Source organism: Cellulophaga sp. L1A9 (assembly GCF_009797025.1).
GTDB lineage: Bacteria > Bacteroidota > Bacteroidia > Flavobacteriales > Flavobacteriaceae > Cellulophaga.
Genome location: NZ_CP047027.1, coordinates 4,353,319 through 4,378,740, shown reverse-complemented (window position 1 = coordinate 4,378,740; position 25,422 = coordinate 4,353,319). Strand labels below are relative to the sequence as shown.

The window sequence follows — 25,422 nt, the reverse complement described above, 5'->3', positions numbered from 1 at the left end:
ATGATAAAACGTTACTTAAAAACTTTAATAAGCTTTGAGGCATTGATGCCTTTTATGATTATTGTGGTGATCACAGTACTTGTACTTACCTTATTTGCTTCAAAAACACCTGGATTTAAAAAACAACGTAAAAAGTTTTATATCTATTTATTATCAGGCATTGTGGTGATGGGGATTTTCACCTGTATTATTTATAATTTGAAACAAACTGGCGTATTATTACGCTTTTTCTCCATGCTTAGTTTCTCCTTTGTTCTAGGGTGCTTACATGTATATTTTGTACGCTATTTTTTCGATAAATTTGAAATTGAAAACAAATTCAAAGAATTACTGGTTGCAGTGGTTACTGGCTTGGTATTGGTTGTGCCCATTATTATGATTGCGTCTTATTTTCAGGATCTAAAGTATTTAGGGTATTATTTTTTAATCATCACCACTTTTGTAGTGCCAACAGCTTTCTATTCGTTGTTTAACTACTCTATTAGTGTTCCTGTAAAACTATACTCTAAATGGTATTATCCTTTAGGAAACAAGTATGAATCGCCTAAACATTATGAGTTAAACAATATGATTGTTTTAAACTTTATGTTTTATAAAAACACCAAAGAAACACACTTAACGAGTTTTAAAGCTAAAGCTCCTAAAGACATGGATTTTGGAAGGTTATTTTTCTTCTTTATTAATGATTACAACAGTAAAAAAACAACCACTAAAATTGAGCTTCTAGAAGATTCCGGTGATCCATTTGGATGGTATTTTCAAACAAAACCTAAATGGTTTGGAGCATCAAAACATATAAATTCATCACTAACTGTAGAACAAAACAATCTAAATGATGGCGACACCGTAGTGTGCCAACGTATATAATATTTATTATGATAGAGGACATAAAACACTTTAAAACAAATTGGATCGATGGTATGAAAATCTCAAAAGAGCATTTTCAAAACCTCCAAGACTATGCAGAAAATACGGTAAAAGATCTTACTAGCATTAGGGTAGGAAAAGATGGCTTTGGTTTATTAGCTTCACATTTAAGTGATCATAATGAATATACGGTTACCATTGATGTACATAAAAGTTTAAAAATATCAATTAAAAAATTACGCGCAATTACCCCTAATGGTACTCGTGTAGAAATTACCAACCTTACGCCTGCCGTTAAAGAAGACGTTGTTGTAGAACAATTCGCAGATAATAAGTTAGAAGAAGGTTTTGTTCTTCTAAATGTAGATAAAGAAGATACGGTTGCTTTTGGGGAACAAAACCCAAAGGAGATGCCACCAAGGTATCCTTATACTACCAATAGGTATTTTTTTACTTTTGTAACAGCCAATGATTTAGAAAAATCAGGTCTTGCAGGAAATCAACTTCCTATTGCTAAAATTATCAGAGAAAACAATTCCTTAGCAGCAGCCACAGATTACATAGCACCTTCTACTACCTTAGGGACTAGTGAAGCTTTAATAGATTTTTATAATGTTGCAGAAGCTTTCTTGAAGATGGCAGAGCGCAGTTCTATTTTAATCGTTCAGAAAATAAATACAAAACAGAGTGATAATCCTATTGCAGATTCTATGCATACTGTAGTAGATAAACTTTACGGCTATTTATCGCAGCAGATTACCTACGTAAAATGGGAAGAATATGAAATGCATCCTAAAAAACTGATTGAAATTATTGTTAGTTTCTCTAGACTTTTCAAAAGTTCTGTAGATGTATCATCCCCTGAGAATAAAGAACAGTTGTTCAATTATTTTGGGGAATGGACCGATTTAAAGGGTGGTGATTATGAAAAAATATTTACCAATATTATCAATATCGATTACAACCACAATGATGTTAATCAAAACTTATTCATCATAAATTCTTTTATGAACGTTATTGAACGTTTGTTTACCATCCTTACTCAGGTAGATTATATTGGTAAACGTAGAGATATGGGCATATTTGTTAATGAAAATATTGTAGAAGATAAATTCGGAAAATCTGGAGGTCCTTCATTTTTAGCGGAATAAAAAAATAATATACTATGGAAATATTAAATAAGAAGGAAAGAATTTCTGCTTTTCTACTCTTTTTACTCATGTTTTTAGTGACCATCATCCTGCTCTTTGTAGCGGTATTTTTTAGCTATAAATTGCCTTGGAAAGAGAATGAAGTGCTCAGGGCTGAAAACAAGAAAATTCAGTATGAATTTATGTATCAGAAGCAATTTATCAATGAATTAAAACGGGTAGATGTTTTAATAGATTCTTTGGATAAAACACAACAAGGAAATATCTTTTTAGAACAGTCCATAAATTCAGACTTGGTACAAATTAAAAATCATATTCCTAAAGATTCTCTTGAGAACAGGAATATGTACGAGAATTTAATTCTTACCTATAAAAAACTGTTGGATGCTAAAAGAGATTTAAAACAGGTTTCTAATGCCAAAGCCGAAATTGATAAAATGGATGAGCAGTTAGATGACTACGAAGATCAAATACGAAATTTAGAAACTGCATTAGAACTAGCAAGACGCTTAAACAGAAACCAATAAGTATGAATAACGAAGTTGAAAAGGCTGTTTATATTGCATCTCAAATTGCAGAAGAAAATCAGCATCAAAATTATACCACCGCTCATTTAATTAAAGCGGCATTAAATAGAGATTTATCACTTTTACGTAAGCTACATAATTTAGGAGTAGATGTCTATTTTGTAGAGGAATGGGCAGAAGTTAATATAGAGCAAACTCCTAAAAGATCATCTAGAAATACGGAAATTGAAGCAGACTCAGGAGTACAATTAGTTTTTGTTGAAGCAGAAGATATCAAAGGAAAATTAGGTAGAGATGAAGTAGACTTGTTGGTTTTATTCATCGCTGCAATTACTCCAGGTGTTGGTTTTAGTTTTGATCAATTAAAATCGCTTCCTGTAAATCACAATCAACTTTTAGAAACTCAAAAAGGTTCTGGTTCTGAAGGGAAAGTCAATCCAAAAATAAGCAGTTCTGCAGCTTCTTTAGAAGTAACAGATACTAGCCTTTTAACTAAGTACACTTCAGATCTTGTCAAATTAGCCAGTGCTGGCGAATTTGCACATATTATCAATAGAGATAAAGAGTTAAAAAGTATTACAGAAATTCTAAGTAGAAAATCAAAACCTAATGTGATTATCCAAGGAGAATCTGGTGTTGGGAAATCTATTTTGATTAAAAACTTAGCGGTACTTATTGCAGAGAAAAAAATTGTTGATGTTTTACAACAAGCAACACTTTTAGAAATACATACCACCCTACTCCTATCTGGAGCGTCATACAAAGGGGAAGTAGAAGATAGATTACAACAGATTTTTGAACAAGCAAAAACATATCCTTTGCCTATTTTGGTGATAGACGATTTTCATGCCTTATTGCAAGATAGCGCAATGAGTCAAGGGATTTTAAATGTGATTAAATCTGAATTAAATAAAGGCGAAATTGTTTTAATTGGAGTAACGTCTCCGGAACATTTCCGCAAGCATATTGCTTCGGATGATGCCTTGAATAGACGTTTTGAATCCGTAAGTTTAGAAGAACCGGATACAGAAACCGCTTTTAGAATATTAAAAAATGTAGGGGAAACTTTTAAAGAACACCACCAATTAGAAATATCTGATGATACGTTAAAAGAATCTATTTTATTTTCTAAACGGTATTTAAAAGAAAAGAATTTACCAGATTCAGCGCTAGATTTAGTCGATAGAACAATGGCTGCTGCAAAAGTATCACAACAATCCTTACCGGCAGACGTAGAAGAGTTGAATACTAAATTAGCATTCTTAGAGAAAAAATCGGCTACCTTATCAGAAGAGCAACGTAAAGAAGAAATTGATTGGATTTACATTGAACTAAAAAATAAACTAGGCCCTATTGTTATTGGAAAATACGATACAGAAGATCTGTTATCTTTTCCTTCTTATAACGAAAAACTAGCTTACTTAACTGCAATTCTTACGGCTATAGAAGCGCATTCTACAAAAGAATTAACGGAGATTTTTGATGAAGATTTAGCAGCGGTTGTTTCTAGTATAACCGGTATTCCTGCTGGAAAAGTACAAACACAGGAGCGCGAACGTCTTATGGAGATGGAAGCTACGCTTAAGAAACGTGTTATTGGGCAAGATCATGCCGTAAAAACAATTACGGAGGCGATTATTGAATCTAGATCTGGACTTTCTAAAGCAGGGCAACCTATTGGGTCTTTCTTTTTCTCTGGACCAACAGGAACAGGAAAAACAGAATTAGCAAAATCATTAGCAGAATTTCTGTTTAATGATGAAAGTGCTATTATTCGTTTTGATATGTCTGAGTTTAAAGAAGAACATTCAGCTGCACTTTTATACGGAGCACCTCCGGGATACATAGGATACGAAGAAGGTGGGATGTTGGTAAATAAGATTAGACAAAAACCTTATTCTATCGTACTTTTTGATGAGATTGAAAAAGCACACCAGTCGGTTTTTGATGTTTTTCTTCAAATTTTAGATGAAGGTAAACTTAGCGATCGTTTGGGTAAAATGGGCGATTTCTCTAATGCTGTAATTTTATTCACCTCAAATATTGGATCAGAATTTATTGCAGAGAAAATCTCTGACGGAACCACACCATCCTCTGATCAGATACTAGAAATCATGTCGCCTTATTTTAGACCTGAATTTTTAGGTAGAATCACGGAAATTATTCCGTTTGCACCAATTTCAAAGGAAAATGCACCCCTTATTTTCGATTTACATCTTAAAAAAGAGCTGCTAGTTTTAGCAAACAAATTAGGAATTACATTAGATATAGATAAAGAAACCAAAGACTTCTTGTCTTTAGATGGTTTTTCATCAACCTATGGGGTAAGACCTTTAAAAGCGGTCATCCGTAATAAATTAAAAAGACCTTTGTCACGCATGATTATTTCAGGAGAAATAACGGCGCCGCAAACGGTAACAATTCGACTAAAAGACACTGTTGTTGTTTTTGAGGTAACTGATTAAAACTAGGCTAGATGGCAAAACCGTACTACGAAGCTCCTTTTGATTTTAAGCGTTTTTTTGAGAAGAAAGAGCTTCGAAAAATATCGCTACAAGAATCTATATCACAATTTATAAGCATCATCATTACTACTTATTTTGAAGAATATGTTTTTGATGAAGGTTTTGGTAGTGAAATATGGGAAACAGATTTTGATCTGTTGGTGAATGCCAATGTTTTAAAAGAGCAAATTAAAAGATCGCTTACCAATCAAATAGAAACCTATGAGAAGCGATTAGGGAATACCACACTAACAATTAATTTGCAAGAAAGTGTATCTGAAAAATCGAATAAAGTAAGGTTGAAAAAATACCTAAACATTACCATTACAGGTACGCTTTTAAAAACAAACGAACCGTATTATTTTAGTGGTGATTATTATTTAGCGCCATTATCTTATAAGTAAACACATACTCCAGAATGAAATCATTAAGTAAAGAAGAAATAAAAGAACGGTTAATTAGAAGGGCTGCGGATACCTGGGGAATGGATGAAATGGAAATTGAATATTCCTTAGACCCTATTATTAGCATTCTTTTTGATGCTTGTGCACATGAGTTTGAACGTATTTCAGATACTATAAAATCTAGTAGAACTAGAATTACGGAGCGTTTGGTAGATTTGCTAACGCCACAAGTATCGGTAACAGCAAGACCTGCACATGCCGTAATGCATGCCTTACCTATAGATAGTAACCTAAATATTAATGAGCGTTCAGAATTTTACCACCGTAAAAGAATGCCGATTTTTAGGGAGAATGGTAAGAACGATTTTGAAGACTTCTTCTTCGCTCCTGCCGGAGATTTTAAATTAAGCAATTGCTCTTTAAATTATATAGCATACCCGGAAAAAATTGCATCACATAAAGCACACCGGAATATTCCTTTTATATTAAAAGAGAATTTTATAGGTTCTCCAGATGGTTCTAGTATTTATTTAGGGATTAAACCCGATGAAGAGACTACGAGTATTCAAGACCTTCTATGTTATTTTGATTTACTGAACTTCTCTCAAAAAAATGTATTGACACACCAATTAGGGCTTTCTAAATGGTCTTTAAACGGTACACCTTTGGAAGTTGTTAATGGGTATAACGAATTAGAATTCGCAGGTCAAGACCTAAACACATACATAAATGAATCTATCCAAAGTAAAATTAAGTTTTACGAAAATTATGTAAAAGAGTTTTACCAAGATCATTTTTATACCATTACAGATACTATTGATGTAAAAAATAATTTAAAAAATTACCCAGAAGATTTTGAAACTTTTTTGAGCGAAAAAGATTTAAAAGAATTTAATACGCCATTGTTATGGGTTAAAATTACGTTCTCTTCTATTGTTTCTAGTAAAATGCTAGACAACCTACATTGCCATATTAATTGTTTTCCTGTGCTTAATAAAAAGAGACACGAAACCAATAGACGCTTAAAGCCTTATTTTAATATTTTACCGCTAGAGGTAGATGGGGATTACTTCTTTGATGTGCAAGATATTATAGGAGATAGCGGGAATACGTATTTTATTCAAGACCGAAAGAAAGAAGACACATCAACGAGTACTCAAGCTTATTTACGTTTTGGGGGTGTTTCTCGTTTTGATGAGCGTGATGCTTCCGAACTTTTAAATTACACCATAGATTTACTTAAGGAAGATAGTATTGCCTTCAATGCGATGAATGATGATTTTATCAATTCTAACTTAAAAGATCTTAAACAGATTATTTCTAGAATTGACCAGCAAATAGAATTAAGAGATTTTACAAAAAATAAAATTCCGTATCTAGTTATCAATAAGAATAGTATTAATAAAAATAAAGATCAATTTGTTTTTACTAATTATTGGAGTACAGCAGGTGATAAAGCAAATAAAATAAACCCATATGTACAATTGGTTCAATATTCGGGTACTGCATTTTTAACAAATTCGTTAACCTTTATTACCGGTTCCATTGGTGGTAAGGACGAACCAAATGCTAGTGAGAAAATATATGCCTACAGGGAACATATTCTTTCTAAAGGTAAAATTATTACAAGACAGGATATCATTCAACATTGCTTCAGTATTTTTAAAGATAGTATTACCAAAGTAACTATAGAAAAAGGTGTTGTTGTTGCTTTAGATGAAGGAGTTGGGTATACACCAACTACAGATGTGTATATCACCAAACATGAAGATGCAGTATATGATGAAGAAAGCTGGGAACACTTGAAGAAAGAAGTGCTTATCGGACTCCAATCGAGATCGGCAAATGTACTTCCCTTTCGTGTTTTTTATAGCTAATAATCTATAATTAACACTGTAATTCATCGAAATGCGAGGCTATTTTTTGTTAAGCTCGTCGATTGTGATTACTTTAACGTTTTAAAATTCTACCGCCATGCCTAAAATGATTACCCCAGTGCTTATTATCGATGGAGAACGTTTTCTTCCTAAATCGGGATATAAGGTTACTATAGAACAATCCATGGGTACCCACAGCTCTTTTAGTGTGGTTTTTCAAACCAATGCTACCGAAGGGTACGGCGGTACACTTATGAATAATTCTATTAATTATTCCGGTAAAAAACTATCTATAGGGGTTAATGATGGTGAATTAGAATATGTAGGAATCATTACTTCTGTAGCTTTACAAAAAGGGATTGGCGCTTCTGGCGCTATTGTGCTTTCAGGACAAGGGGCTAGTATTTTACTCTCGCGCTCCGTACAATGTTTTAGCTATGAAGAAGGGTCTTCTTTTAGCCAAGTAGTGAGTGATACCTTTAACGGACACTCCACAGATTTATTAAAAATGGAAATAGGAAATGGAACTAACATCCGTTTGCCTTATACCGTACAATACAACGAATCCGATTTTTCCCTTCTTACAACGTATGTGTGCTCGTTATGGCGTATGGATGTATGACAATGGGAGAACCTTTTGCGTAGGACGTACGGGAGACAAGCAATTTAATGGGGTGTATGGTCAGGATATTCAAACCTTTGGCCTCTCCACTACCCTACAGTCCCAAAATAGCGGCTTTACTTCTAAAGATTGGGTCAATGATAGCGAATTAGAATCCGTTTCCTCATCCTACAGCGCGCAAAGCGGACATATGTATGCTGGGAATGTAAAAAGAGAATCAGAAGGTTTATTTGCCAAGAAAGAAAACTACTCTTGGAATCACAACCAGAATGAATATAGCGGACAACAGGGTTTAGACCATGTAGCAAAAGTAGATACCTTGTCTAAAGCCGCAAATATGATTATTGCCAACGGATCTTCAGAAATTGTTGGTTTGCGTGTGGGTGATAATTTAACCATTGAAGGCGTTAGTTTTTCTGATAAAACACGTAGGGATGCGTTTGGGTCCTATATGGTTACCAAAGTAGCGCACCGTTTTGATCATAGTGGTAACTATGAAAATCATTTTGAAGGCGTACCAGAAGGAACAGAGCACCCACATTACAGTGCGGTATTCGCTACGCCCTCTGCAGAAGAACAACGTGGTGTTGTATTAGATAACAATGACCCTGATGGATTAGGACGTATAAAAGTACAGTTTGGTTGGCAACGAAGAATGGGGACTTCTACCCCATGGATAAAAATGAATACCCCATATGGTGGTAGCGGCAAGGGTTTTTACTTTATTCCTGAACTGGACGAAGAAGTGCTCGTAGGTTTTGAAAACAATAACCCAGAAAAACCCTATGTTTTGAGTGCTGGTTACAATAGTAGCGCAAAGAGTGGTGTTGCTGATGCGGAAAACAATATAAAAGCCATCATGACCCGCAGTGGGCATATTATTGAACTAAATGATACTAATGGTGGGGAGATGATTACGATTAAGGATAAAAATGAGAATGTTTTTCAGATTGATACGGTGAATAATGCAATTTCCATCATTGCTCTTGATCAAATGACTTTAAAATCGAAAAATATGAATATTCAAGTTGAAGAAAACTTAAGTGTTTATGTAGGAGGAAATAAATCAGAAATGGTAGCTAAAAATAATATGATTACAACTTCTGAAGATTATGTTGTGAAGGCAACAAATATATTTGAAACGGCATCTGAAAAAATTCAAAGCGAAGCAGATGAGATTAAACGGCAAGCTAAGGAAGATATTACCATTCATAGTACAGGAGGTAACATAAATAAGAAAGCGAATAAGAAAATTAATAATAATAGCGGTGAAGTAGGAAATTTATTTTAATTATGGCTAGTAAAGGACAAATTATAAAAATATCGGGAGGAACTTATAATGAACTTGTGACTAAGGATATCACTTTTGAAGCGGAAAATATTTTAATGACCGCAGTATTGAACGTTCATGAAGAAGCAGAGCAGGGGATAATCTTCAAATAGAATTACTTTACTATATGGCCACAGTTAAATCACAAGATTCTAATAAATTATCTTTTAGGGATAAACTTATGAAAATTCATCGGTTTTATGGGGTAGAAATAGTTTATTTAGAGCCTTTGATAAACAAAGTTCAATACGTTATAGAATGTGATTATGTGGGTTATGAAAAATCTTTTTACTACTATCGTGTTTGTAAGAAAAAGATGTATGTTAACAGCAAACCTTTAACGAATGTCATTGATGTATTAGCAGAGAAATGTATGTCCGCAGTTTATCCTCTTATTCTTAAAGTAAATTTTGCAGGCAAAATTATTGGAGTTGAAAATCTTAACAAAATTAAAGAGAAATGGCTATTATTAAAACAAAAACTAGAAATTGAATATACAGGAGAAGTAAGCCATAAGTATCTAGAACGAATAGAATATGGAATTTCCAACGAAAAAATTTTTCTTAAGAAAATGAATAATGATATTATTTTTAAAGTGCTTATTCCAAATATACCAACTTTGAGATCTCAAAATTTTATAAAAGATAATATCAAGATACAGATTCCACATCCTAATGCTTCTAGCAAATTAACATTTATTGGCAAACAAGAAATCTACCCGTATCCTGATGATAATGGTTTTATTAAAATTTCATATAACGGAGAATTCATGGAGAGTGACCTTATAAACGAGCCAAAAAATACGAAGGGAAATTTGATTTTAAAATATCATTTGGATCAAGAAGATTCATCTATGATAAGAATGAGTGGCCAATGCACGATTATTGGAAGAGAAAATCATAAAGTTGAATATAAAATTACACGTTTGAAAGAACGCGAATTGGTAAAACATTAGAGTATGTCACAAAAACGCTTAGTATGTCATGGCGCATTATGCAAATGTCAATTTGGAGTAACACCAGATAAATTAACAGTTTTGACACAAAATAAAATATATATCAATGATGAAAAATCTTCTGAAAAATTAGTTGCATCTACAATGGATTTAGGTCCTACCTTTGAAAAAAAAACTTTTGGTACTTGTTCCAAAATGGGTAGTCCACCCCCCCCCTGCGTACCTAATATTATTCAATGGGATGGCTCTTATAATAAAGTCACTTTACCAAATAAAGGAAATCCCTTATTAGAAGATAGTAAAGGTACATGTGCTATAGCGGGCACTCCTTGTATTGAAATTTTATTTCATGGGCAAACTATTGAAATAACACCAAACAATGAAGAAAGCATAAATGAAGAGATAGCTCCATTAATTAATGCTTTGGGGATAAAAGAAGATGAAAATTTTTCATACATAAGTTTACACTAATTAAAAATGAGTGATCTAAATATATTTGTAAATCCAGGAAGTCACCAAACTTATGATGAAAGTAGAAATCATCTAATATTAAAAGGTAATTTACAGTTTTTTGTAAGCATTAAAGAATTTTCAGAGGATCATAATGCTTTAGATCTGCTTTCAGGAAAAGAGAAGATTGAACGAACGGAAGAACTTAAAAGAAAATACAGTAAAGAAAGCATTAGATGGGTGTATCTAAATGTTAAAAACAAGTTTATCCCCGATGCAGATTATTCATTAGAATCCCTTCCTTATGCAGGACTACCAAAGAAATTAACTTTCCCTACACAATTTATTGGAGGAGGAAAAATCTGGGTACAACCATTCCTTGTCTCTAATGGAAAACCGTCCATGAAAAGGCCACATGGATGCTATGTTTCGGCTTTTGGAAGTCCTAAAGTTACAAAGACATTATGGACAGATTTGGATAATAATAAAATCGAAGGATCTGTCGCTTTTGGAAGTCGTGTTAGACTTCATATTTATACTCAGGATTTATTTGGAAGAGAGGTTAGAATTCAACTTACAGATCAGGATATTTTTTCTCCAAATGACCAACTAAAATTAACCAAAAATAATGCTGCGTCAGCAATAGAAGACCCAATTATTTCAGCGCAAGATTTCCGAAGAGAAATTACAAATCAAGATGTTCTTGAGTTTGAACATACACTCGGTCTTAATATTAATTACTTTAAACATGTTAAACTAAGAGAATCTGATTCAAGTAAACCTATTAAAAATATCCATAAAGATGTTGATATAACTAAGCAGGCTACACTCCAAAAGACAACGATTGACGTTTTTATTGATCCTTTCTGGGGCATTACGGCGGGGAAAAGTCTAAGAATTTTTCCTGTTATTCTAATTGAATCTACTAATAAGTATATTGAATTTGATGATAGAGAATTTTTAGAAGTAAAAGACAACGGTGTAGAATATAAAGATCCATATCAAAATTCTGGAAATAAAGAAGTTCTAATAGGTGAAATTGAAACGAGTATAAGAGCTTTCGATCCTTGTAGATATACAGAAATATCTTCTGGTTTTGAAGGACAAGAAGAACCTAACATTCTTTTTAACGAAGAGTACCAAGTAAATGCAGGAAATACTGTTATAAATACAGGAATAGTAACTAACAATAAAGATAAGAAAGTTTTTAAAATTCAAGTTAAAAACGCAGATACTACAGGATGTTTAGAAGACGGAAAGTTACATTTAAATAATGTAATCGATTGCTCCATGCTTGATGAACTTGGCTTTAATCCTATACATACTGAAGGTCAAAATCCTCAAGTTTCTTTTGTTCCTAATTATCCATACCAGCATATTGAACCAAAAAATGAAGATTTTTTAAACTTTTTTATAGATTATTTTCCGATTTTATTAGGGGATACTAGTAAAAAAATAGAGATTCCAATAAGTACATGTGCATATTCTAAAAAACTAAATTTTATTATTTACCCAGATGCTTTATTTTCAGCCCATTTACAAATTGGACAACCATCTGATAAATCAAAGGCATTTTACAAAAATATAAAGGTAAAATTAATAACAGGTCTTAATGATGAATTTGACATGGCAGCCAAACATAAGGCTTTTATGGATCAATTTATTCAGGCCATTCCAGGTCAATTTCTTCAAGTTTTTATACAAGATTTGATAATGGATTACTTGAGGGGAGAAGCTAATAATTTTGGAGTAGGACTACATGCTTATCATTCCTTTACCAAACCAATCGATAAAAAAATAAAAGCGGGAGTTGATTGTCAGGTCTTAGATTACTCCGCAGAATACCCCATAATTCCTAAAGCCATAATAGCCTATGGGTTATTATGTAGTGTGGTCTTAGATGCCGTGTTGATATTTTTTACCTGTGGTGGTTATGCTGCCGTAAAAGGAACTGCAAAAGCTACTACAATGGCTGCAAAAGCATGGCAAAAGGCCAAACTGGCAAAAAAAAGATATAAACAATATAAAGCTGCCAAAGATCTTGCAACTGGAAATTTTGATACTAAAGTTGGTTCTAATTACTCAGAGTTCGAGTTAATAGCGCCAGCAATTATACAGAGTAAAGGTATTGGTTTTGTTCAGAATGAAAATGGCGAAATTAACTTAGAAATTACACAAAAAATAGCAGCATCTCCCCTTTTTGCTCTTAAATATTCAATTACAGGTGGTTGGGCAGATTTTATAGCAGGAGTAACTGGAATAACTATGCTCTTTGATGGTTTAGAAGTTACTAATAATATAATGGGGCAAATTCTTAAAGCTAAAGGTGCTAAAGATGATTATGACAAATCAAAAGGAAAAGTAAACACTGCTTCAGATAGTAAAAAAGCAATAACAGCAACAGCTAAAAATTCAGATTTCCGACAAGATATTTTGGATAGTGTTGAAGACAGGATTAAAAAGAGCCTAACTGAATTTGCTGAAAAATATGGGCAAAAAGGAGAGATTACTATCACTTTTTCTGGCTTTATTGATGCACACTATGAATTTCGTCTTAACTCTACAAATGGTCTTCAACTATCTATTTACGACAGCAAAGGTCGTAATAAGGGTACTTATGAGAATAGTACAGGAGTTACTTTTGGTTGTGATTATGGTATTGAGGTAGGCGTAAAATTACAACTGAGTAGTGAAATTACTATGAAATGGAGTAAATTAAATGCTTATGTACCAAAATTTTTAGGGGAAGGTAATTTTACCGATATAAAAGCAGAATTTGAAATTGAAGGTGAAATTGGAGGATCTATTCACTATGAAACTACTTATATTAGGAATGGCTCCGGTTCTCTAAAAAAGCAACAGATTATAATTTGTACAGGAATAAGGGGGATTGCATATGTAAATGCAAAAATATCAGAAGTTGATATAAAGAATAGAAAAAATGGAAGATGGGAATACAAAAAAGGTAAAAAACCTATAAAAGATGATACTCCTCTTCTTGAAAAACCAAAAGGGGAATACACCGAGTTGTTAGAAGGCTTTAAAATTCCTTTCGACCCAGAACCTGTTTTTGACGACTCATTGAAAAAATATTTTTAAGTAATAATATAGAATAATGAAAAAATTAACTTTTTTAGTCCTATTTAGTTTTTTGACATCCTGTGGGCAAACAAAAGAAATAAAAAATAATAAGAAAACAATAGAAAAAGATTTTTCTAAAATGAAGAAACAAGATGTAAATTCAAATAACATAGTAGATTATTTAGCCGCTCAAGTAAAACCATATAACAAACAGCCTATCTATGCCATACGGCCTATACAGAACAATTGCATTTTTGAAATTCTGGTTAATGATCTACCTATATACAGAGAGTTTACTTTAGAAAAATTAGCAACACCCTTAGTTATCAATGATAGAATTTTAAAAAGTGGACCTCAAACAATTACCTATCGCCTATACCCAATAGGAGACTTAATGGTACAGGAATATGGTACAGAAGAGACTATCTCTACCTTGAGGAAAAATACTTCAATGAAGATAGAGGTTATCCAATATGAAGATAGTAAACTGGGAGAGAGGCTAAGTGATGAAATTGTTATTGCCAGGCATACAAGCCCAATAGATAACAAAACCGATGCATTTGTGGCTGCAGGCTTACCTTATTATGAATACACCTTTACTTTTAATGCTACAGTACCCTATAATAATGAGGGGTGGAGTAATGGAGAAGACCTTAAAAAATTTGATAAGGAAGAATTAGAAAAAATAGTTGTTGAGAAAAACTTGTTGATAGGTAAACTTTATAAAGAAAAAAATCTTGATTCATTAGTGAAAATTGAACATATTAATAAACTTATATATGGAATAGCCAATTATCGTACAAAAGAAGAATTCCAAGGAATATTTGATCAATATAAAGCAGATGTGTTTAAAGAAAAAGAAATTCAATCTATGGAAGGTTATCAAATGGAGTTTTATGGAGAAAATAGAATAGTAACGCTAAGATATTCTATCCTAAAGTCACCAGATCCAAGATTAAAAGGTCAGCCCGCACTTTACTATTTATATGAAGATGAATATGGCACTCTTGTAGACTTCCTTTCAATATATCTTTTTCTTCCAAAAGGAAAACCATTAACTGTTGAAAATTTACAAATACTTTAATTAATTGCTTGTATTATTAAACATCTAATTACTACTTAAGCATAGCGGTGATGAAATTATATACTATTTCATCAACGCTATGCTAATTTGTAACGAGTACCTAACAGCCTAAGAAACAACTACAAAAGCTATCCATTCGGATAGCTTTTGTTCTTTTTAGTAGTACATATGGATTTCATAATCCAGTAGTTGCATATTTCGTTTCTTATTCACTATATATTAAATAGAAGAATGAACTAAACGAGATAATTGTAATATCCTATTAGCAAAGCTCTAGGTTGAAAATGGTTTACTACCAAAAATTTTACAAAAGATTATTTAACAACTAATATAAACAATACTGGTTCTTAAAATTAGAAAAAAAAAGATATTAATTGAAGACGAATAAAAGTGGAGAATATATTTTCAGTATATTTAATTTTTCAATGATAAGGATGAGATTATTAGACAATTTAGTAGTACTAACAGTAGGTTTTTTTACGCTTTTGGGATGTGCGCAACAACCAAAAGAGTCTAAAACAACCACTGCCCTACCCACTGCTGTAGAAGAGATTAACTCAGAAAATATGGTAGCGGCCATCAGCGCCAAAGTAAAACGATATGACGAAGAACCTTTATACTATTTAAGGATAGGAAAGGAAAATTGTATTATTGAAGTATTGGTGAACGATATGCCAGTATATAAGAGCTATGAACTCTCAAATTTGGCAAGCCCTTTAGAAATAAATCATAATATCTTAAAATCAGGTACTCAAACCGTTACCGTACGGATGTACCCCGTTGGCGATTTAATTAAAGAAGCGTATGAATATGGGGAAACCATAACCCAATTAGGAGATGCCTCTAATGTAAGCATTAGGGTGATTCAACTAGACAAACAAGGAGCCATGGGCTTAAATGATGAAGTGGAACTATTGGAGTACCAAAGCCCCACTACAGATGCCAGTGGAGAAGTGTTTACCGGTGCCGGCCTTCCTTTTTATGAATATACTTTTGAGTTTTTTGCAAAAGTACCCTATGACCTTAGTGAAAATTCTTGGGGAGATGCTGCAGACCTAAGCACTGTAGACCAAGATATTTTGGAGCAGAAAATGCTAACCTATTATAAAACCTTTTTAAAGGAATATAAAAGAGGCAATAAAGATTTTATTGCGCAAAAATATTACCAATCTTTTTATGTACAAGCACAAGCTTATTATAAAAGTAAAAATGAAATACAGGAAATGTGGGACGAAGAGTTGGAGTTGCTCAATAATTCTACCGTTAAGCTCCAACCTGTAAAAAATTACGAACTAGTATTTTATTCACAAGGAGAGGTAGCCTTTTTACGCCATAAAACTAAAGAAGACTTTTATTATAGAAATAGATGTGCAGGTTGGGTAAGATATTTTAAGGATGATGTTGAAAAGGGAATGTTTTTCGGTCTATACCTCTATGCTCCTAAAAAGGGGTTTACTAAAAAAGAGTTTACATTAATAATGTCTTAGCGTAAGATTTAAATTTTGCCGAACGCTATTTCTATTTTGAAAATGCTTTTAAAAAGATGAGCTTTAACCTTATGAAATATATACTTGTTTTTCTAGTGTCGCTTTTAAGTCTGTTCAGTTGTGCGCAAAACAATAATAACATGACAAAAAATTTCAATTTAGATCAATATGTAGATAGTATTGCCGCCAAAGTAAAACACTATCCTCAAGAACCGATGTATTATTTACGTTTTAACCAATTAAATTGTATTTATGAGGTCTTGGTAAATGATAGACTTGTAGATAGAAATTATAGCTTAAAGCAATATGCTACCGCTAAAGCTATTAATTCATCTATTTTAAAATCGGGTCCTCAAAAAGTTACTTATAGGTTGTATCCCATTGGGGATCTAATCAAGGAGGAATATGGCGAAGGTGAAAACGTAACTACCTTATTGGATAATACCGAAATTACTATAGAAGTGATTCGGGTAGATGATATAAATACCTATAAAAGTATTGTAAATGACGAAAAATTAATCCTGAGACACGAAAGCAAAAATGACAAAACCAGTGAAAATTTTGTGGGTTCTGGTCTTCCTTATTATGAGTATACTTTTACATTTGATGCTCAAGTGCCTTATGAAATTGAAGGTTGGACAAATGCTATTGATCTACGAAAACTAGATCAAGAAAAATTAGAATTGGCTATAGTAAATTATTACAAAGAAATACAACAGCTTTACAAAGCTAATGATGCGGCGAGTATCATGACTATGCAATACCCCATGTTTGAACGATTAGCGGTCAATGAATATCGAGATATCGCCTATATTAAAGAGATGGTACAGGAAATTTATAAACCAATTTTAATAGATAACAAAGATTTTCAACCAATCAAAGACTATAAAATACAATTTTTTGGAGATGGAAGAATTGTAAGACTATGGCACCCTTCTATTTTCGAAAAACCGGATCTTGACCCACGCTTAAATAGGACGTCCGCATTTTATTTTTTATTTACAAACAAGGATAATAGAAAAAAAGTTCGTTTTCAGGGCATAACTTTATCTATTCCTAAAGACAAACACAAAAAGGGAGAGTTTAATTTTGAATATGCACGTTAATATGTAATCTTAAATTCTATATTTAAGGTTAAAATTTAAATATTTCTGTGAATTAAAGGAACAATTCGGTCGTAATCTTTATGGTATTCTACTACCTTATAAGCCGGAGCTAAAGCTCGTTTGTAATGAGTGCACTCTAGAAATTTCTTCGGTTAAAGTACATCCTCTATGGTAATTTGAAATAGAAAAACATTTAGTCACGCTTTACAAAAGCGCGCCAGGTTCTGCGATTATAGATGTGGCAAGAGTAGAAAAATAGACACTTTTGATAATTTAATAGCCTGGAGTACAAAATTTCAATAGATATAGTATGAAAATAAAAAAAAGATATGGTAAACATGGTGGCTATTTACCCCATTGTGTGGACAGGGATATCACTTTACGCATAAAAAAAGAAGAGGCAAATAATCCTGAATATTATATTCGAGTAGATGATAAGTTTTTCATATTAAATGAGGCACTAGGAAGCGATACAAATAAATATTTTGGATTTTTACTTTATGGGATATTGTTTTTTTATATAATTTTAAAATTAGCAGCTGGTGAAGAAATAAATTTCTTTTTATCTTTTATTTTCTTTTTAATAGGTAGTTTATCAATTCTTTATTATTACAAGTACCCAAAGAAAGAATTAATTTTAGATAGAATGAATGGGATGATTACGTTCCCAAATTATTTTTATTTCAAACCTTTCACCATGCCTTTTGAAGATTGCTTAGTAGCATGGTCCGTTAAAAATTCAGGGGTATCTCCTACAGCACCAAGATTATCTTTATTACATCCTAATGGCTTTACAAGTACAGACGTTATGGGAGCAGATATTTTGGAAGATTGGTGTTTTATGAATTGGTATATGGATAAAAACAGACCCTTACCACCAGGCACTGCTTTTGATGAATACAGGTTGCAAGATTTTGAACGCAGAAAAGCTGAGGGTTTTCCTAAACCTTTATTTCCAGGAACTTTTCACACACCAGAACGCACTCCATCACAGCATAGACAACGTAAAGAGATTGGTGGTTGGTAATGTCTAAATATCTAGACTATAGAATTATTCTCTACCTTAGAGTTATTGATAGTAGTATTGTAAAACCAGCTAAAGGAGCTATAATTACCCCAAGCGCTCGTTTGTAACGAGTTCCCCGCAGGGCAAAGAAATAACTACAAAAGCTATCCATTCAGATAGCTTTTGTTATTTTAAGTAGTAAGTGAAAATTCTAAATTTCATCATCTAGCCGCTATATATTTTGTTTTTAGTCCCTAAATATTAGATAAAAGTATACACTAAACAGGATTATCCTATTAAGAACGCTATTGCTTAGAAATAGTCTAGAATTAGTAACTTTATAATACACCATAAAACTCCCTATAGTAACAAGATTATTTTCTTAGAATTAAAAAAAAATAAAAAGCTATTACTTGCAGACGAACTAATGTGGAGAATATATTTTCAGTATATTTAATTTTTCAATGATAAGGATGAGATTATTAGACAAATTAGTACTATTAACTGTAGGTTTTTTTACGCTTTTGGGATGTGCGCAACAACCAAAAAATCTTAAAACAACCACTACCCTACCCACAGCTATAGAAGAGATTAACTCAAAAAACATGGTAGCGGCCATCAGCGCCAAAGTAAAGCACTTTGATGAAGAACCTTTGTACTATTTAAGGATAGGAAAGGAAAATTGTATCATTGAAGTACTGGTGAACGATATGCCGGTATATAAGAGTTATGAACTCTCTAATTTGGCAAGCCCTTTAGAAATAAATCATAATATCTTAAAAACAGGTACTCAAACCGTTACGGTACGGATGTACCCTGTGGGCGATTTAATTAAAGAGGCGTATGAATACGGGGAAACCATAACCCAATTGGGGGATGCCTCTAATGTAAGCATTAGGGTTATTCAACTAGACAAACAAGGAGCCATGGCCTTAAGTGACGAAGTTGAACTATTGGAGTACCAAAGCCCCACTACAGATGCCAATGGAGAAGTATTTGCGGGTACCGGCTTACCTTTTTATGAATATACTTTTGAGTTTTATGCAAAAGTGCCCTATGACCTTAGTGAAAACTCTTGGGGAGATGCTGCGGACATTAGTACTGTAGACCAAGATATTTTGGAACAGAAAATGCTAACCTATTATAAATCCTTTTTAAAGGAATATAAAAGAGGCAATAAAGATTTTATTGCCCAAAAATATTACCAATCTTTTTATGTACAAGCGCAAGCCTATTATAAAAGTAAAGAAGAAATACAGGAAATGTGGAACGAAGAGTTGGAGTTGCTCAATGACCCTACAGTTAAGCCGCAATCAATTAAAGATTATGAATTGGTCTTTTATGCACATAGTGGGGTGGCTTTTTTACGCCTTAAGAATATAGAAGACCTATATTATAGAAACAAGTGTGCAGCTTGGGTACAAACCTTAGAAAATGGAGTAGAGTATGGAATATTTTTTGGTCTCTACCTCTATGCTCCCAAGAAAGGATTTAGTAAAAAAGAGTTTACATTAATAATGTCTTAGCCTAAGATTTAAATTTTGCCGAACGCTATTTCCATTTTGAAAATGCTTTCAAAAAGATGAGCTATAACCTTATGAAATATAAACTTGTTTTTCTAGTGGCGCTTTTAAGTCTGTTTAGTTGTGCGCAAAACAAAAATAACATAACAAAAAATTTCAATTTAGATCAATATGTAGATAGTATTGCCGCCAAAGTAAAACACTATCCTCAAGAACCGATGTATTATTTGCGTATTAACCAATTAAACTGTATTTATGAGGTCTTGGTAAATGATAAACTTATTGATAAAAATTATAGTTTAAAACAGTACGCAACGGCAACCGAAATTAATTCTTGTATTTTAAAATCGGGGGTTCAAAAGGTTACTTATAGGTTGTATCCCATAGGCGATTTAATCAAGGAGGAGTATGGCGAAGGTGAAACCGTAACTACCTTATTGGGTAATACCGAAATTACTATAGAAGTGATTCGGGTAGCTGACATAAACACCTATAGAAGTATTGTAGATGACGAAAGATTAATCTTGAAACATGAAAGCAAAAAAGACTTAAAAACTAATGAATTTGGAGGTTCTGGGCTTCCTTATTACGAGTATACTTTTACATTTGATGCTCAAGTGCCTTATGAAATTGAAGGTTGGACAAATGCTATTGATCTACGAAAACAAGATCAAGAAAAATTAGAATTGGCTATAGTAAATCACTACAAAAAAATGCAACAGCTTTACAAAGCAAATGATGCGGCGAGTATAATGAATATGGAATATGCTATGTTCGAGCGATTGGCTATTACCGAGTATAGGGATAGACGGTATATAAAAGAAATGGTACAAGAACTTTATGAACCAATACAAATACCAAACAAAGATTATCAGCCTATTATAGATTACAAAGTTGAATATTTTGGAGACGGAAGAGTCATTTGCCTATGGCATCCTTCTATTTTTGAAAAACCAGATTTGGACCCCCGTTTAAGTAGGGAATCATCATTTTATTATATATACTTAACTGAAGATAATAAAAGAAGAGCTCGCTTTCAAGGAATACTTCTGTCTATTCCTAAAGACAAACACAAAAAGGGAGAGTTTAATTTTGAGTATGCACGTTAATATGTAAAATTAAATTCTATTTTAAGGTTAAAATTTAAATATTTCTGTGAATTAAAGGAACAATTCGGTCGTAATCTTTATGGTATTCTACTACCTTATAAGCCCGAGATAAAGCTCGTTTGTAATGAGTGCACTCTAGAAATTTCTTCGGTTAAAGTACATCCTCTATGGTAATTTTAAATAGAAAAACATTTAGTCACGCTTTACAAAAGCGCGCCAGGTTCTGCGATTATAGATGTGGCAAGAGTAGATTCTTAAAATTAATAGGAATTAGAAAGGTGTTACTTAAAAACGAATACTAATGGAGAATATATTTTCAGTATATTTAATTTTTCAATGATAAGGATGAGATTATTAAACAAATTAGTAGTACTAACAATGGGAATTTTTACGTTTTTGGGATGTGCACAACAACCAAAAGACCCTAAAACAGATAATAGTCTAATCGCCAAAGAATTAAGGAACTATAAATTTCTTGATGATTCACGACCTGGGTATTACTTGCAAATAAATAATCAAAACTGTCATTATGAAATTAAAACGAATGATTTAAATACGGCTAGATTTTTTGATCCTTACTCAAGCTACTCTATTCGTAAACCTCTGAATCTAAGGATTTTGAAAAGCGGAAAACAGTCATTATCAGTCAAAGTATTACCCCTCAATGGAGACGTGTTAAGTAAAAAGGCAAATTTACAATTGCGCTTAATGATGTATCCTGACATGACAGATAAAGAAAATGATTATGGCGGCAGTATTACGTTATGGGATTGGGAAATGCCTTCTATTGAAGAAGATCTACCCTTATTTATATTTGATACTGTTTTTGAAGCAAAGGTACCCTACAAATTAGATATATTAGATAAGTATGCATTAGATTTATCTAAAATGGATAAGGACAAATTACTTGCTGAAGTAAGTCAATTATTTGAGCTAAGACATTCTCTAATTAAAAATAATGTACATGATGAAAAATTCTTTATTGAAAACCTTCAACGTTTTCATGTACAAGTTTATATGCCACAACAAAGGATAAATGAAATATCCAAAAAGCCTTCAGAAGTTCCTAATGAAATTTTACAACCTTTAGAAAATTATAAACTTCAATTATACGGTAATGGTAAAATTGTTACTTTACTTAATACTATTGATAACGACTCCGCAATTTGGTGGGCAGATAAAGATACTGGAGAACCTATAGGTTGGCAACCAGTATATTTATTTAAAAATAAAGACACAGGAGAATGGCATGTTTGGTAGCTATAAATTTTAATAGTTCTTATTATTTTTGGACCCTCTGTTAGCCTTTAATGCAGCAGGTATATTACAAGATAAAAAAAGCTAAAACATAAGAGCTATCTATTTAATTAGATAGCTTTTGTGTTTTTAAATTATCTACATACATTAATCACTGTATTTTCATACAAACCTATTGAGTTATGCTGATATAATACAGTAACTACTCCATACCACTATTTCTGGTTTATTAAATATAACCTGCTAAATAGTACAATGGTAGAATTAAGAATTTTACAAAAGATCATATAACACCTTGTATTGTCAATACTGGTTATTACAAATTATGGGAATTAAAAAGCTATTACTTGTAGACGAGCTATAGTGGAGAATATATTTTCAGTATATTTAGTTTTTCAATGATAAGGATGAGATTATTAAACAAATTAGTACTATTAACAGTAGGTTTTTTTACGTTTATGGGATGTGCCCAACAACCAAAAGGTTCTAAAGCAATCACTGCCCTACCCACAGCTGTAGAAGAGATTAACTCAGAAAACATGGTAGCGGCCATTAGTGCCAAAATAAAGCATTTTGACGAAGAACCTTTATACTATTTAAGGATAGGAAAGGAAAATTGTATTATTGAAGTATTGGTAAACGATATGCCGGTGTATAAAAGCTATGAACTCTCAAATTTGGCAAGCCCTTTGCGAATAAATGGTTCAATCTTAAAATCAGGAACCCAAACCGTTACGGTACGTATGTACCCTGTGGGCGATTTGAGCAAAGAAGAGTATGAATACGGGGAAACCATAACCCAATTAGGAGATGCTTCTAATGTAAGCATTAAGGTTATACAGCTAGACAAACAAGGAGCTATGGGTTTAAACGATGAATTGGAAGTATTGGAACACAAAAGCCCTACTACAGATGCAAATGGAGAAGTATTTGCAGGTACCGGTCTTCCTTTTTATGAATATACGTTTGAGTTTTATGCAAAAGTACCGTATGACCTTAGTGAAAACTCTTGGGGAGATGCTGCGGACCTAAGTACTGTAGACCAAGATGTTTTGGAGCAGAAAATGCTAGACTATTATAAAACCTTTTTAAAGGAATATAAAAGAGGTAATAAAGATTTTATTGCGCAAAAATATTACCAATCTTTTTATGTACAAGCGCAAGCCTATTATAAAAGTAAGGAAGAAATACAGGAAATGTGGGACGAAGAGTTGGAGTTGCTCAATGACCCTACAGTTAAGCCGCAATCAATTAAAGATTATGAATTGGTCTTTTATGCACATAGTGGGGTGGCTTTTTTACGCCTTAAGACTATAGAAGACCTATATTATAGAAACAAGTGTGCAGCTTGGGTACAAACCTTAGAAAATGGAGTAGAGTATGGAATATTTTTTGGTCTCTACCTCTATGCTCCTAAAAAAGGATTTAGTAAAAAAGAATTTACATTAATAATGTCTTAGCCTAAGATTTAAATTTTGCCGAACGCTATTTCTATTTTGAAAATGCTTTTATAAAGATGAGCTTTAACCTTATGAAATATGAATTTGTTTTTCTAGTGGCGCTTTTAAGTCTGTTTAGTTGTGCGCAAAACAATAATAAAATGACAAAAAATTTCAATTTAGATCAATATGTAGATAGTATTGCCGCCAAAGTTAAACACTATCCTCAAGAACCGATGTATTATTTACGTTTTAACCAATTAAATTGTATTTATGAGGTCTTGGTAAATGATAGACTTGTAGATAGAAATTATAGCTTAAAGCAATATGCTACCGCTAAAGCTATTAATTCATCTATTTTAAAATCGGGTCCTCAAAAAGTTACTTATAGGTTGTATCCCATTGGGGATCTAATCAAGGAGGAATATGGCGAAGGTGAAAACGTAACTACCTTATTGGATAATACCGAAATTACTATAGAAGTGATTAGGGTAGATGATATAAATACCTATAAAAGTATTGTAGATGACGAAAAATTAATCCTGAGACATGAAAGCAAAAAGGACAAAAACACTGATAAGTTTGTGGGTTCTGGTCTTCCTTATTATGAGTATACTTTTACATTTGATGCTCAAGTGCCATATGAAATTGAAGGTTGGACAAATGCTATTGATCTACGAAAACTAGATCAAGAAAAATTAGAATTGGCTATAGTAAATTATTACAAAGAAATACAACAGCTTTACAAAGCTAACGATGCGGCGAGTATCATGACTATGCAATACCCCATGTTTGAACGATTAGCGGTCAATGAATATCGAGATATCGCCTATATTAAAGAGATGGTTCAGGAAATTTATAAACCAATTTTAATAGATAACAAAGATTTTCAACCAATCAAAGACTATAAAATACAATTTTTTGGAGATGGAAGAATTGTAAGACTATGGCACCCTTCTATTTTCGAAAAACCGGATCTTGACCCACGCTTAAATAGGACGTCCGCTTTTTATTTTTTATTTACAAACAAGGATAATAGAAAAAAAGTTCTTTTTCAGGGCATAACTTTATCTATTCCTAAAGATAAACACAAAAAGGGAGAGTTTAATTTTGAGTATGCACGTTAATATGTAATCTTAAATTCTATATTTAAGGTTAAAATTTAAATATTTCTGTGAATTAAAGGAACAATTCGGTCGTAATCTTTATGGTATTCTACTACCTTATAAGCCCGAGCTAAAGCTCGTTTGTAATGAGTGCACTCTAGAAATTTCTGCGGTTAAAGTACATCTTCTATGGTAATTTTAAATAGAAAATAATTAATCACGCTTTACAAAAGCGCGCCAGGTTCTGCGATTATAGATGTGGCACGAGTAGATTCTTAAAATTAATAGGAATTAGAAAGGTGTTACTTAAAAACTAATACTAATGGAGAATATATTTTCAGTATATTTAATTTTTCAATGATAAGGATGAGATTATTAGACAAATTAGTAGTACTAACAGCAGGTTTTTTTACGCTTTTGGGATGTGCACAACAACCAAAAGGCCTTAAAACAACCGGATATTCAAGAAATATTTGATAATTACAAAAATAAGGTACTGAAAGACAAAGAAATTCAGCCTTTGGAAGGCTATTAAAT

21 protein-coding genes are annotated in these 25,422 nt (G+C 32.5%); all 21 read left to right on the top strand.

Annotation, left to right across the window (positions count from 1 at the left end; translation table 11 throughout):
- The 21 genes from GQR94_RS19235 (at position 1) to GQR94_RS19140 (ending at position 24,906) form a co-directional block, all read left to right on the top strand.
- On the top strand, positions 1-867 hold the full coding sequence (locus GQR94_RS19235) for a TssN family type VI secretion system protein (protein ID WP_158978308.1): 867 nt from the start codon (positions 1-3) through the stop codon (positions 865-867).
- An 8-nt stretch (positions 868-875) separates the two neighbouring features.
- Entirely contained in the window at positions 876-2,018 is a 1,143-nt protein-coding gene (locus GQR94_RS19230) for a hypothetical protein (protein WP_158978306.1), read from the top strand.
- Between the two features lie 14 nt (positions 2,019-2,032).
- On the top strand, positions 2,033-2,545 hold the full coding sequence (gene tssO, locus GQR94_RS19225; protein WP_158978304.1) for a type VI secretion system TssO: 513 nt from the start codon (positions 2,033-2,035) through the stop codon (positions 2,543-2,545).
- Positions 2,546-2,547: 2 nt separating this feature from the next.
- Positions 2,548-5,010 carry an AAA family ATPase gene (locus tag GQR94_RS19220; RefSeq protein ID WP_158978302.1) on the top strand — a complete coding sequence of 821 codons (2,463 nt, stop codon included), beginning with the start codon at positions 2,548-2,550 and terminating at the stop codon, positions 5,008-5,010.
- Positions 5,011-5,021: 11 nt separating this feature from the next.
- A complete protein-coding gene (locus tag GQR94_RS19215; protein ID WP_158978300.1) occupies positions 5,022-5,453 on the top strand; it encodes a GPW/gp25 family protein in 432 nt (143 codons plus the stop codon).
- A 14-nt stretch (positions 5,454-5,467) separates the two neighbouring features.
- The gene (locus GQR94_RS19210; protein ID WP_158978298.1) at positions 5,468-7,330 is read left to right on the top strand and encodes a type VI secretion system baseplate subunit TssF; all 1,863 of its coding nucleotides are present in this window, start codon (positions 5,468-5,470) and stop codon (positions 7,328-7,330) included.
- Positions 7,331-7,427: 97 nt separating this feature from the next.
- Positions 7,428-7,952 (top strand): phage late control D family protein, encoded by a 525-nt coding sequence (locus GQR94_RS22740; protein WP_233268488.1) that lies wholly within the window; start codon positions 7,428-7,430, stop codon positions 7,950-7,952.
- The gene (locus tag GQR94_RS22735) at positions 7,921-9,243 is read left to right on the top strand and encodes a phage baseplate assembly protein V (protein ID WP_233268485.1); all 1,323 of its coding nucleotides are present in this window, start codon (positions 7,921-7,923) and stop codon (positions 9,241-9,243) included. The genes GQR94_RS22740 and GQR94_RS22735 overlap by 32 nt, the downstream gene beginning before the upstream one ends.
- A gap of 2 nt (positions 9,244-9,245) precedes the next feature.
- On the top strand, positions 9,246-9,395 hold the full coding sequence (locus GQR94_RS19200; protein WP_158978296.1) for a hypothetical protein: 150 nt from the start codon (positions 9,246-9,248) through the stop codon (positions 9,393-9,395).
- A 14-nt stretch (positions 9,396-9,409) separates the two neighbouring features.
- Positions 9,410-10,237: a hypothetical protein gene (locus GQR94_RS19195; RefSeq protein ID WP_158978294.1), complete on the top strand. Its 828-nt coding sequence runs from the start codon at positions 9,410-9,412 to the stop codon at positions 10,235-10,237.
- A 3-nt stretch (positions 10,238-10,240) separates the two neighbouring features.
- Entirely contained in the window at positions 10,241-10,708 is a 468-nt protein-coding gene (locus GQR94_RS19190) for a DUF4280 domain-containing protein (protein ID WP_158978292.1), read from the top strand.
- A 6-nt stretch (positions 10,709-10,714) separates the two neighbouring features.
- Positions 10,715-13,786: a hypothetical protein gene (locus GQR94_RS19185; RefSeq protein WP_158978290.1), complete on the top strand. Its 3,072-nt coding sequence runs from the start codon at positions 10,715-10,717 to the stop codon at positions 13,784-13,786.
- Between the two features lie 16 nt (positions 13,787-13,802).
- Positions 13,803-14,852, top strand: coding sequence for a hypothetical protein (locus GQR94_RS19180; protein ID WP_158978288.1), 1,050 nt, complete (start codon positions 13,803-13,805; stop codon positions 14,850-14,852).
- Between the two features lie 434 nt (positions 14,853-15,286).
- Positions 15,287-16,339: a hypothetical protein gene (locus GQR94_RS19175; protein WP_158978286.1), complete on the top strand. Its 1,053-nt coding sequence runs from the start codon at positions 15,287-15,289 to the stop codon at positions 16,337-16,339.
- A 140-nt stretch (positions 16,340-16,479) separates the two neighbouring features.
- Complete coding sequence (locus tag GQR94_RS19170; protein ID WP_158978284.1) at positions 16,480-17,445, top strand: hypothetical protein; 966 nt, start codon at positions 16,480-16,482, stop codon at positions 17,443-17,445.
- A 310-nt stretch (positions 17,446-17,755) separates the two neighbouring features.
- On the top strand, positions 17,756-18,472 hold the full coding sequence (locus GQR94_RS19165; protein WP_158978282.1) for a hypothetical protein: 717 nt from the start codon (positions 17,756-17,758) through the stop codon (positions 18,470-18,472).
- A 452-nt stretch (positions 18,473-18,924) separates the two neighbouring features.
- Positions 18,925-19,977, top strand: coding sequence for a hypothetical protein (locus GQR94_RS19160; RefSeq protein WP_158978280.1), 1,053 nt, complete (start codon positions 18,925-18,927; stop codon positions 19,975-19,977).
- Positions 19,978-20,048: 71 nt separating this feature from the next.
- A complete protein-coding gene (locus GQR94_RS19155) occupies positions 20,049-21,083 on the top strand; it encodes a hypothetical protein (RefSeq protein ID WP_158978278.1) in 1,035 nt (344 codons plus the stop codon).
- Between the two features lie 345 nt (positions 21,084-21,428).
- Complete coding sequence (locus tag GQR94_RS19150) at positions 21,429-22,343, top strand: hypothetical protein (RefSeq protein WP_158978276.1); 915 nt, start codon at positions 21,429-21,431, stop codon at positions 22,341-22,343.
- Positions 22,344-22,747: 404 nt separating this feature from the next.
- Positions 22,748-23,800 carry a hypothetical protein gene (locus GQR94_RS19145; RefSeq protein ID WP_158978274.1) on the top strand — a complete coding sequence of 351 codons (1,053 nt, stop codon included), beginning with the start codon at positions 22,748-22,750 and terminating at the stop codon, positions 23,798-23,800.
- A gap of 140 nt (positions 23,801-23,940) precedes the next feature.
- Positions 23,941-24,906 (top strand): hypothetical protein, encoded by a 966-nt coding sequence (locus GQR94_RS19140; RefSeq protein WP_158978272.1) that lies wholly within the window; start codon positions 23,941-23,943, stop codon positions 24,904-24,906.
- The last annotated feature ends 516 nt before the right edge of the window (positions 24,907-25,422 follow it).

Excerpts from the sequence above, each read along its gene's own strand:
- GQR94_RS19150 (WP_158978276.1), top strand. The coding sequence starts at position 21,429 with ATGAGATTATTAAACAAATTAGTAGTACTAACAATGGGAATTTTTACG.
- GQR94_RS19155 (WP_158978278.1), top strand. The coding sequence starts at position 20,049 with ATGAAATATAAACTTGTTTTTCTAGTGGCGCTTTTAAGTCTGTTTAGT.
- GQR94_RS19140 (WP_158978272.1), top strand. The coding sequence starts at position 23,941 with ATGACAAAAAATTTCAATTTAGATCAATATGTAGATAGTATTGCCGCC.
- GQR94_RS19165 (WP_158978282.1), top strand. The coding sequence starts at position 17,756 with ATGAAAATAAAAAAAAGATATGGTAAACATGGTGGCTATTTACCCCAT.
- GQR94_RS22735 (WP_233268485.1), top strand. The coding sequence starts at position 7,921 with ATGTGTGCTCGTTATGGCGTATGGATGTATGACAATGGGAGAACCTTT.
- GQR94_RS19195 (WP_158978294.1), top strand. The coding sequence starts at position 9,410 with ATGGCCACAGTTAAATCACAAGATTCTAATAAATTATCTTTTAGGGAT.
- GQR94_RS19230 (WP_158978306.1), top strand. The coding sequence starts at position 876 with ATGATAGAGGACATAAAACACTTTAAAACAAATTGGATCGATGGTATG.
- GQR94_RS19180 (WP_158978288.1), top strand. The coding sequence starts at position 13,803 with ATGAAAAAATTAACTTTTTTAGTCCTATTTAGTTTTTTGACATCCTGT.
- GQR94_RS19200 (WP_158978296.1), top strand. The coding sequence starts at position 9,246 with ATGGCTAGTAAAGGACAAATTATAAAAATATCGGGAGGAACTTATAAT.
- GQR94_RS19210 (WP_158978298.1), top strand. The coding sequence starts at position 5,468 with ATGAAATCATTAAGTAAAGAAGAAATAAAAGAACGGTTAATTAGAAGG.
- GQR94_RS19160 (WP_158978280.1), top strand. The coding sequence starts at position 18,925 with ATGAGATTATTAGACAAATTAGTACTATTAACTGTAGGTTTTTTTACG.
- GQR94_RS19220 (WP_158978302.1), top strand. The coding sequence starts at position 2,548 with ATGAATAACGAAGTTGAAAAGGCTGTTTATATTGCATCTCAAATTGCA.
- GQR94_RS19145 (WP_158978274.1), top strand. The coding sequence starts at position 22,748 with ATGAGATTATTAAACAAATTAGTACTATTAACAGTAGGTTTTTTTACG.
- GQR94_RS22740 (WP_233268488.1), top strand. The coding sequence starts at position 7,428 with ATGCCTAAAATGATTACCCCAGTGCTTATTATCGATGGAGAACGTTTT.
- GQR94_RS19170 (WP_158978284.1), top strand. The coding sequence starts at position 16,480 with ATGACAAAAAATTTCAATTTAGATCAATATGTAGATAGTATTGCCGCC.
- GQR94_RS19190 (WP_158978292.1), top strand. The coding sequence starts at position 10,241 with ATGTCACAAAAACGCTTAGTATGTCATGGCGCATTATGCAAATGTCAA.
- GQR94_RS19235 (WP_158978308.1), top strand. The coding sequence starts at position 1 with ATGATAAAACGTTACTTAAAAACTTTAATAAGCTTTGAGGCATTGATG.
- GQR94_RS19175 (WP_158978286.1), top strand. The coding sequence starts at position 15,287 with ATGAGATTATTAGACAATTTAGTAGTACTAACAGTAGGTTTTTTTACG.
- GQR94_RS19185 (WP_158978290.1), top strand. The coding sequence starts at position 10,715 with ATGAGTGATCTAAATATATTTGTAAATCCAGGAAGTCACCAAACTTAT.
- GQR94_RS19215 (WP_158978300.1), top strand. The coding sequence starts at position 5,022 with ATGGCAAAACCGTACTACGAAGCTCCTTTTGATTTTAAGCGTTTTTTT.
- tssO (WP_158978304.1), top strand. The coding sequence starts at position 2,033 with ATGGAAATATTAAATAAGAAGGAAAGAATTTCTGCTTTTCTACTCTTT.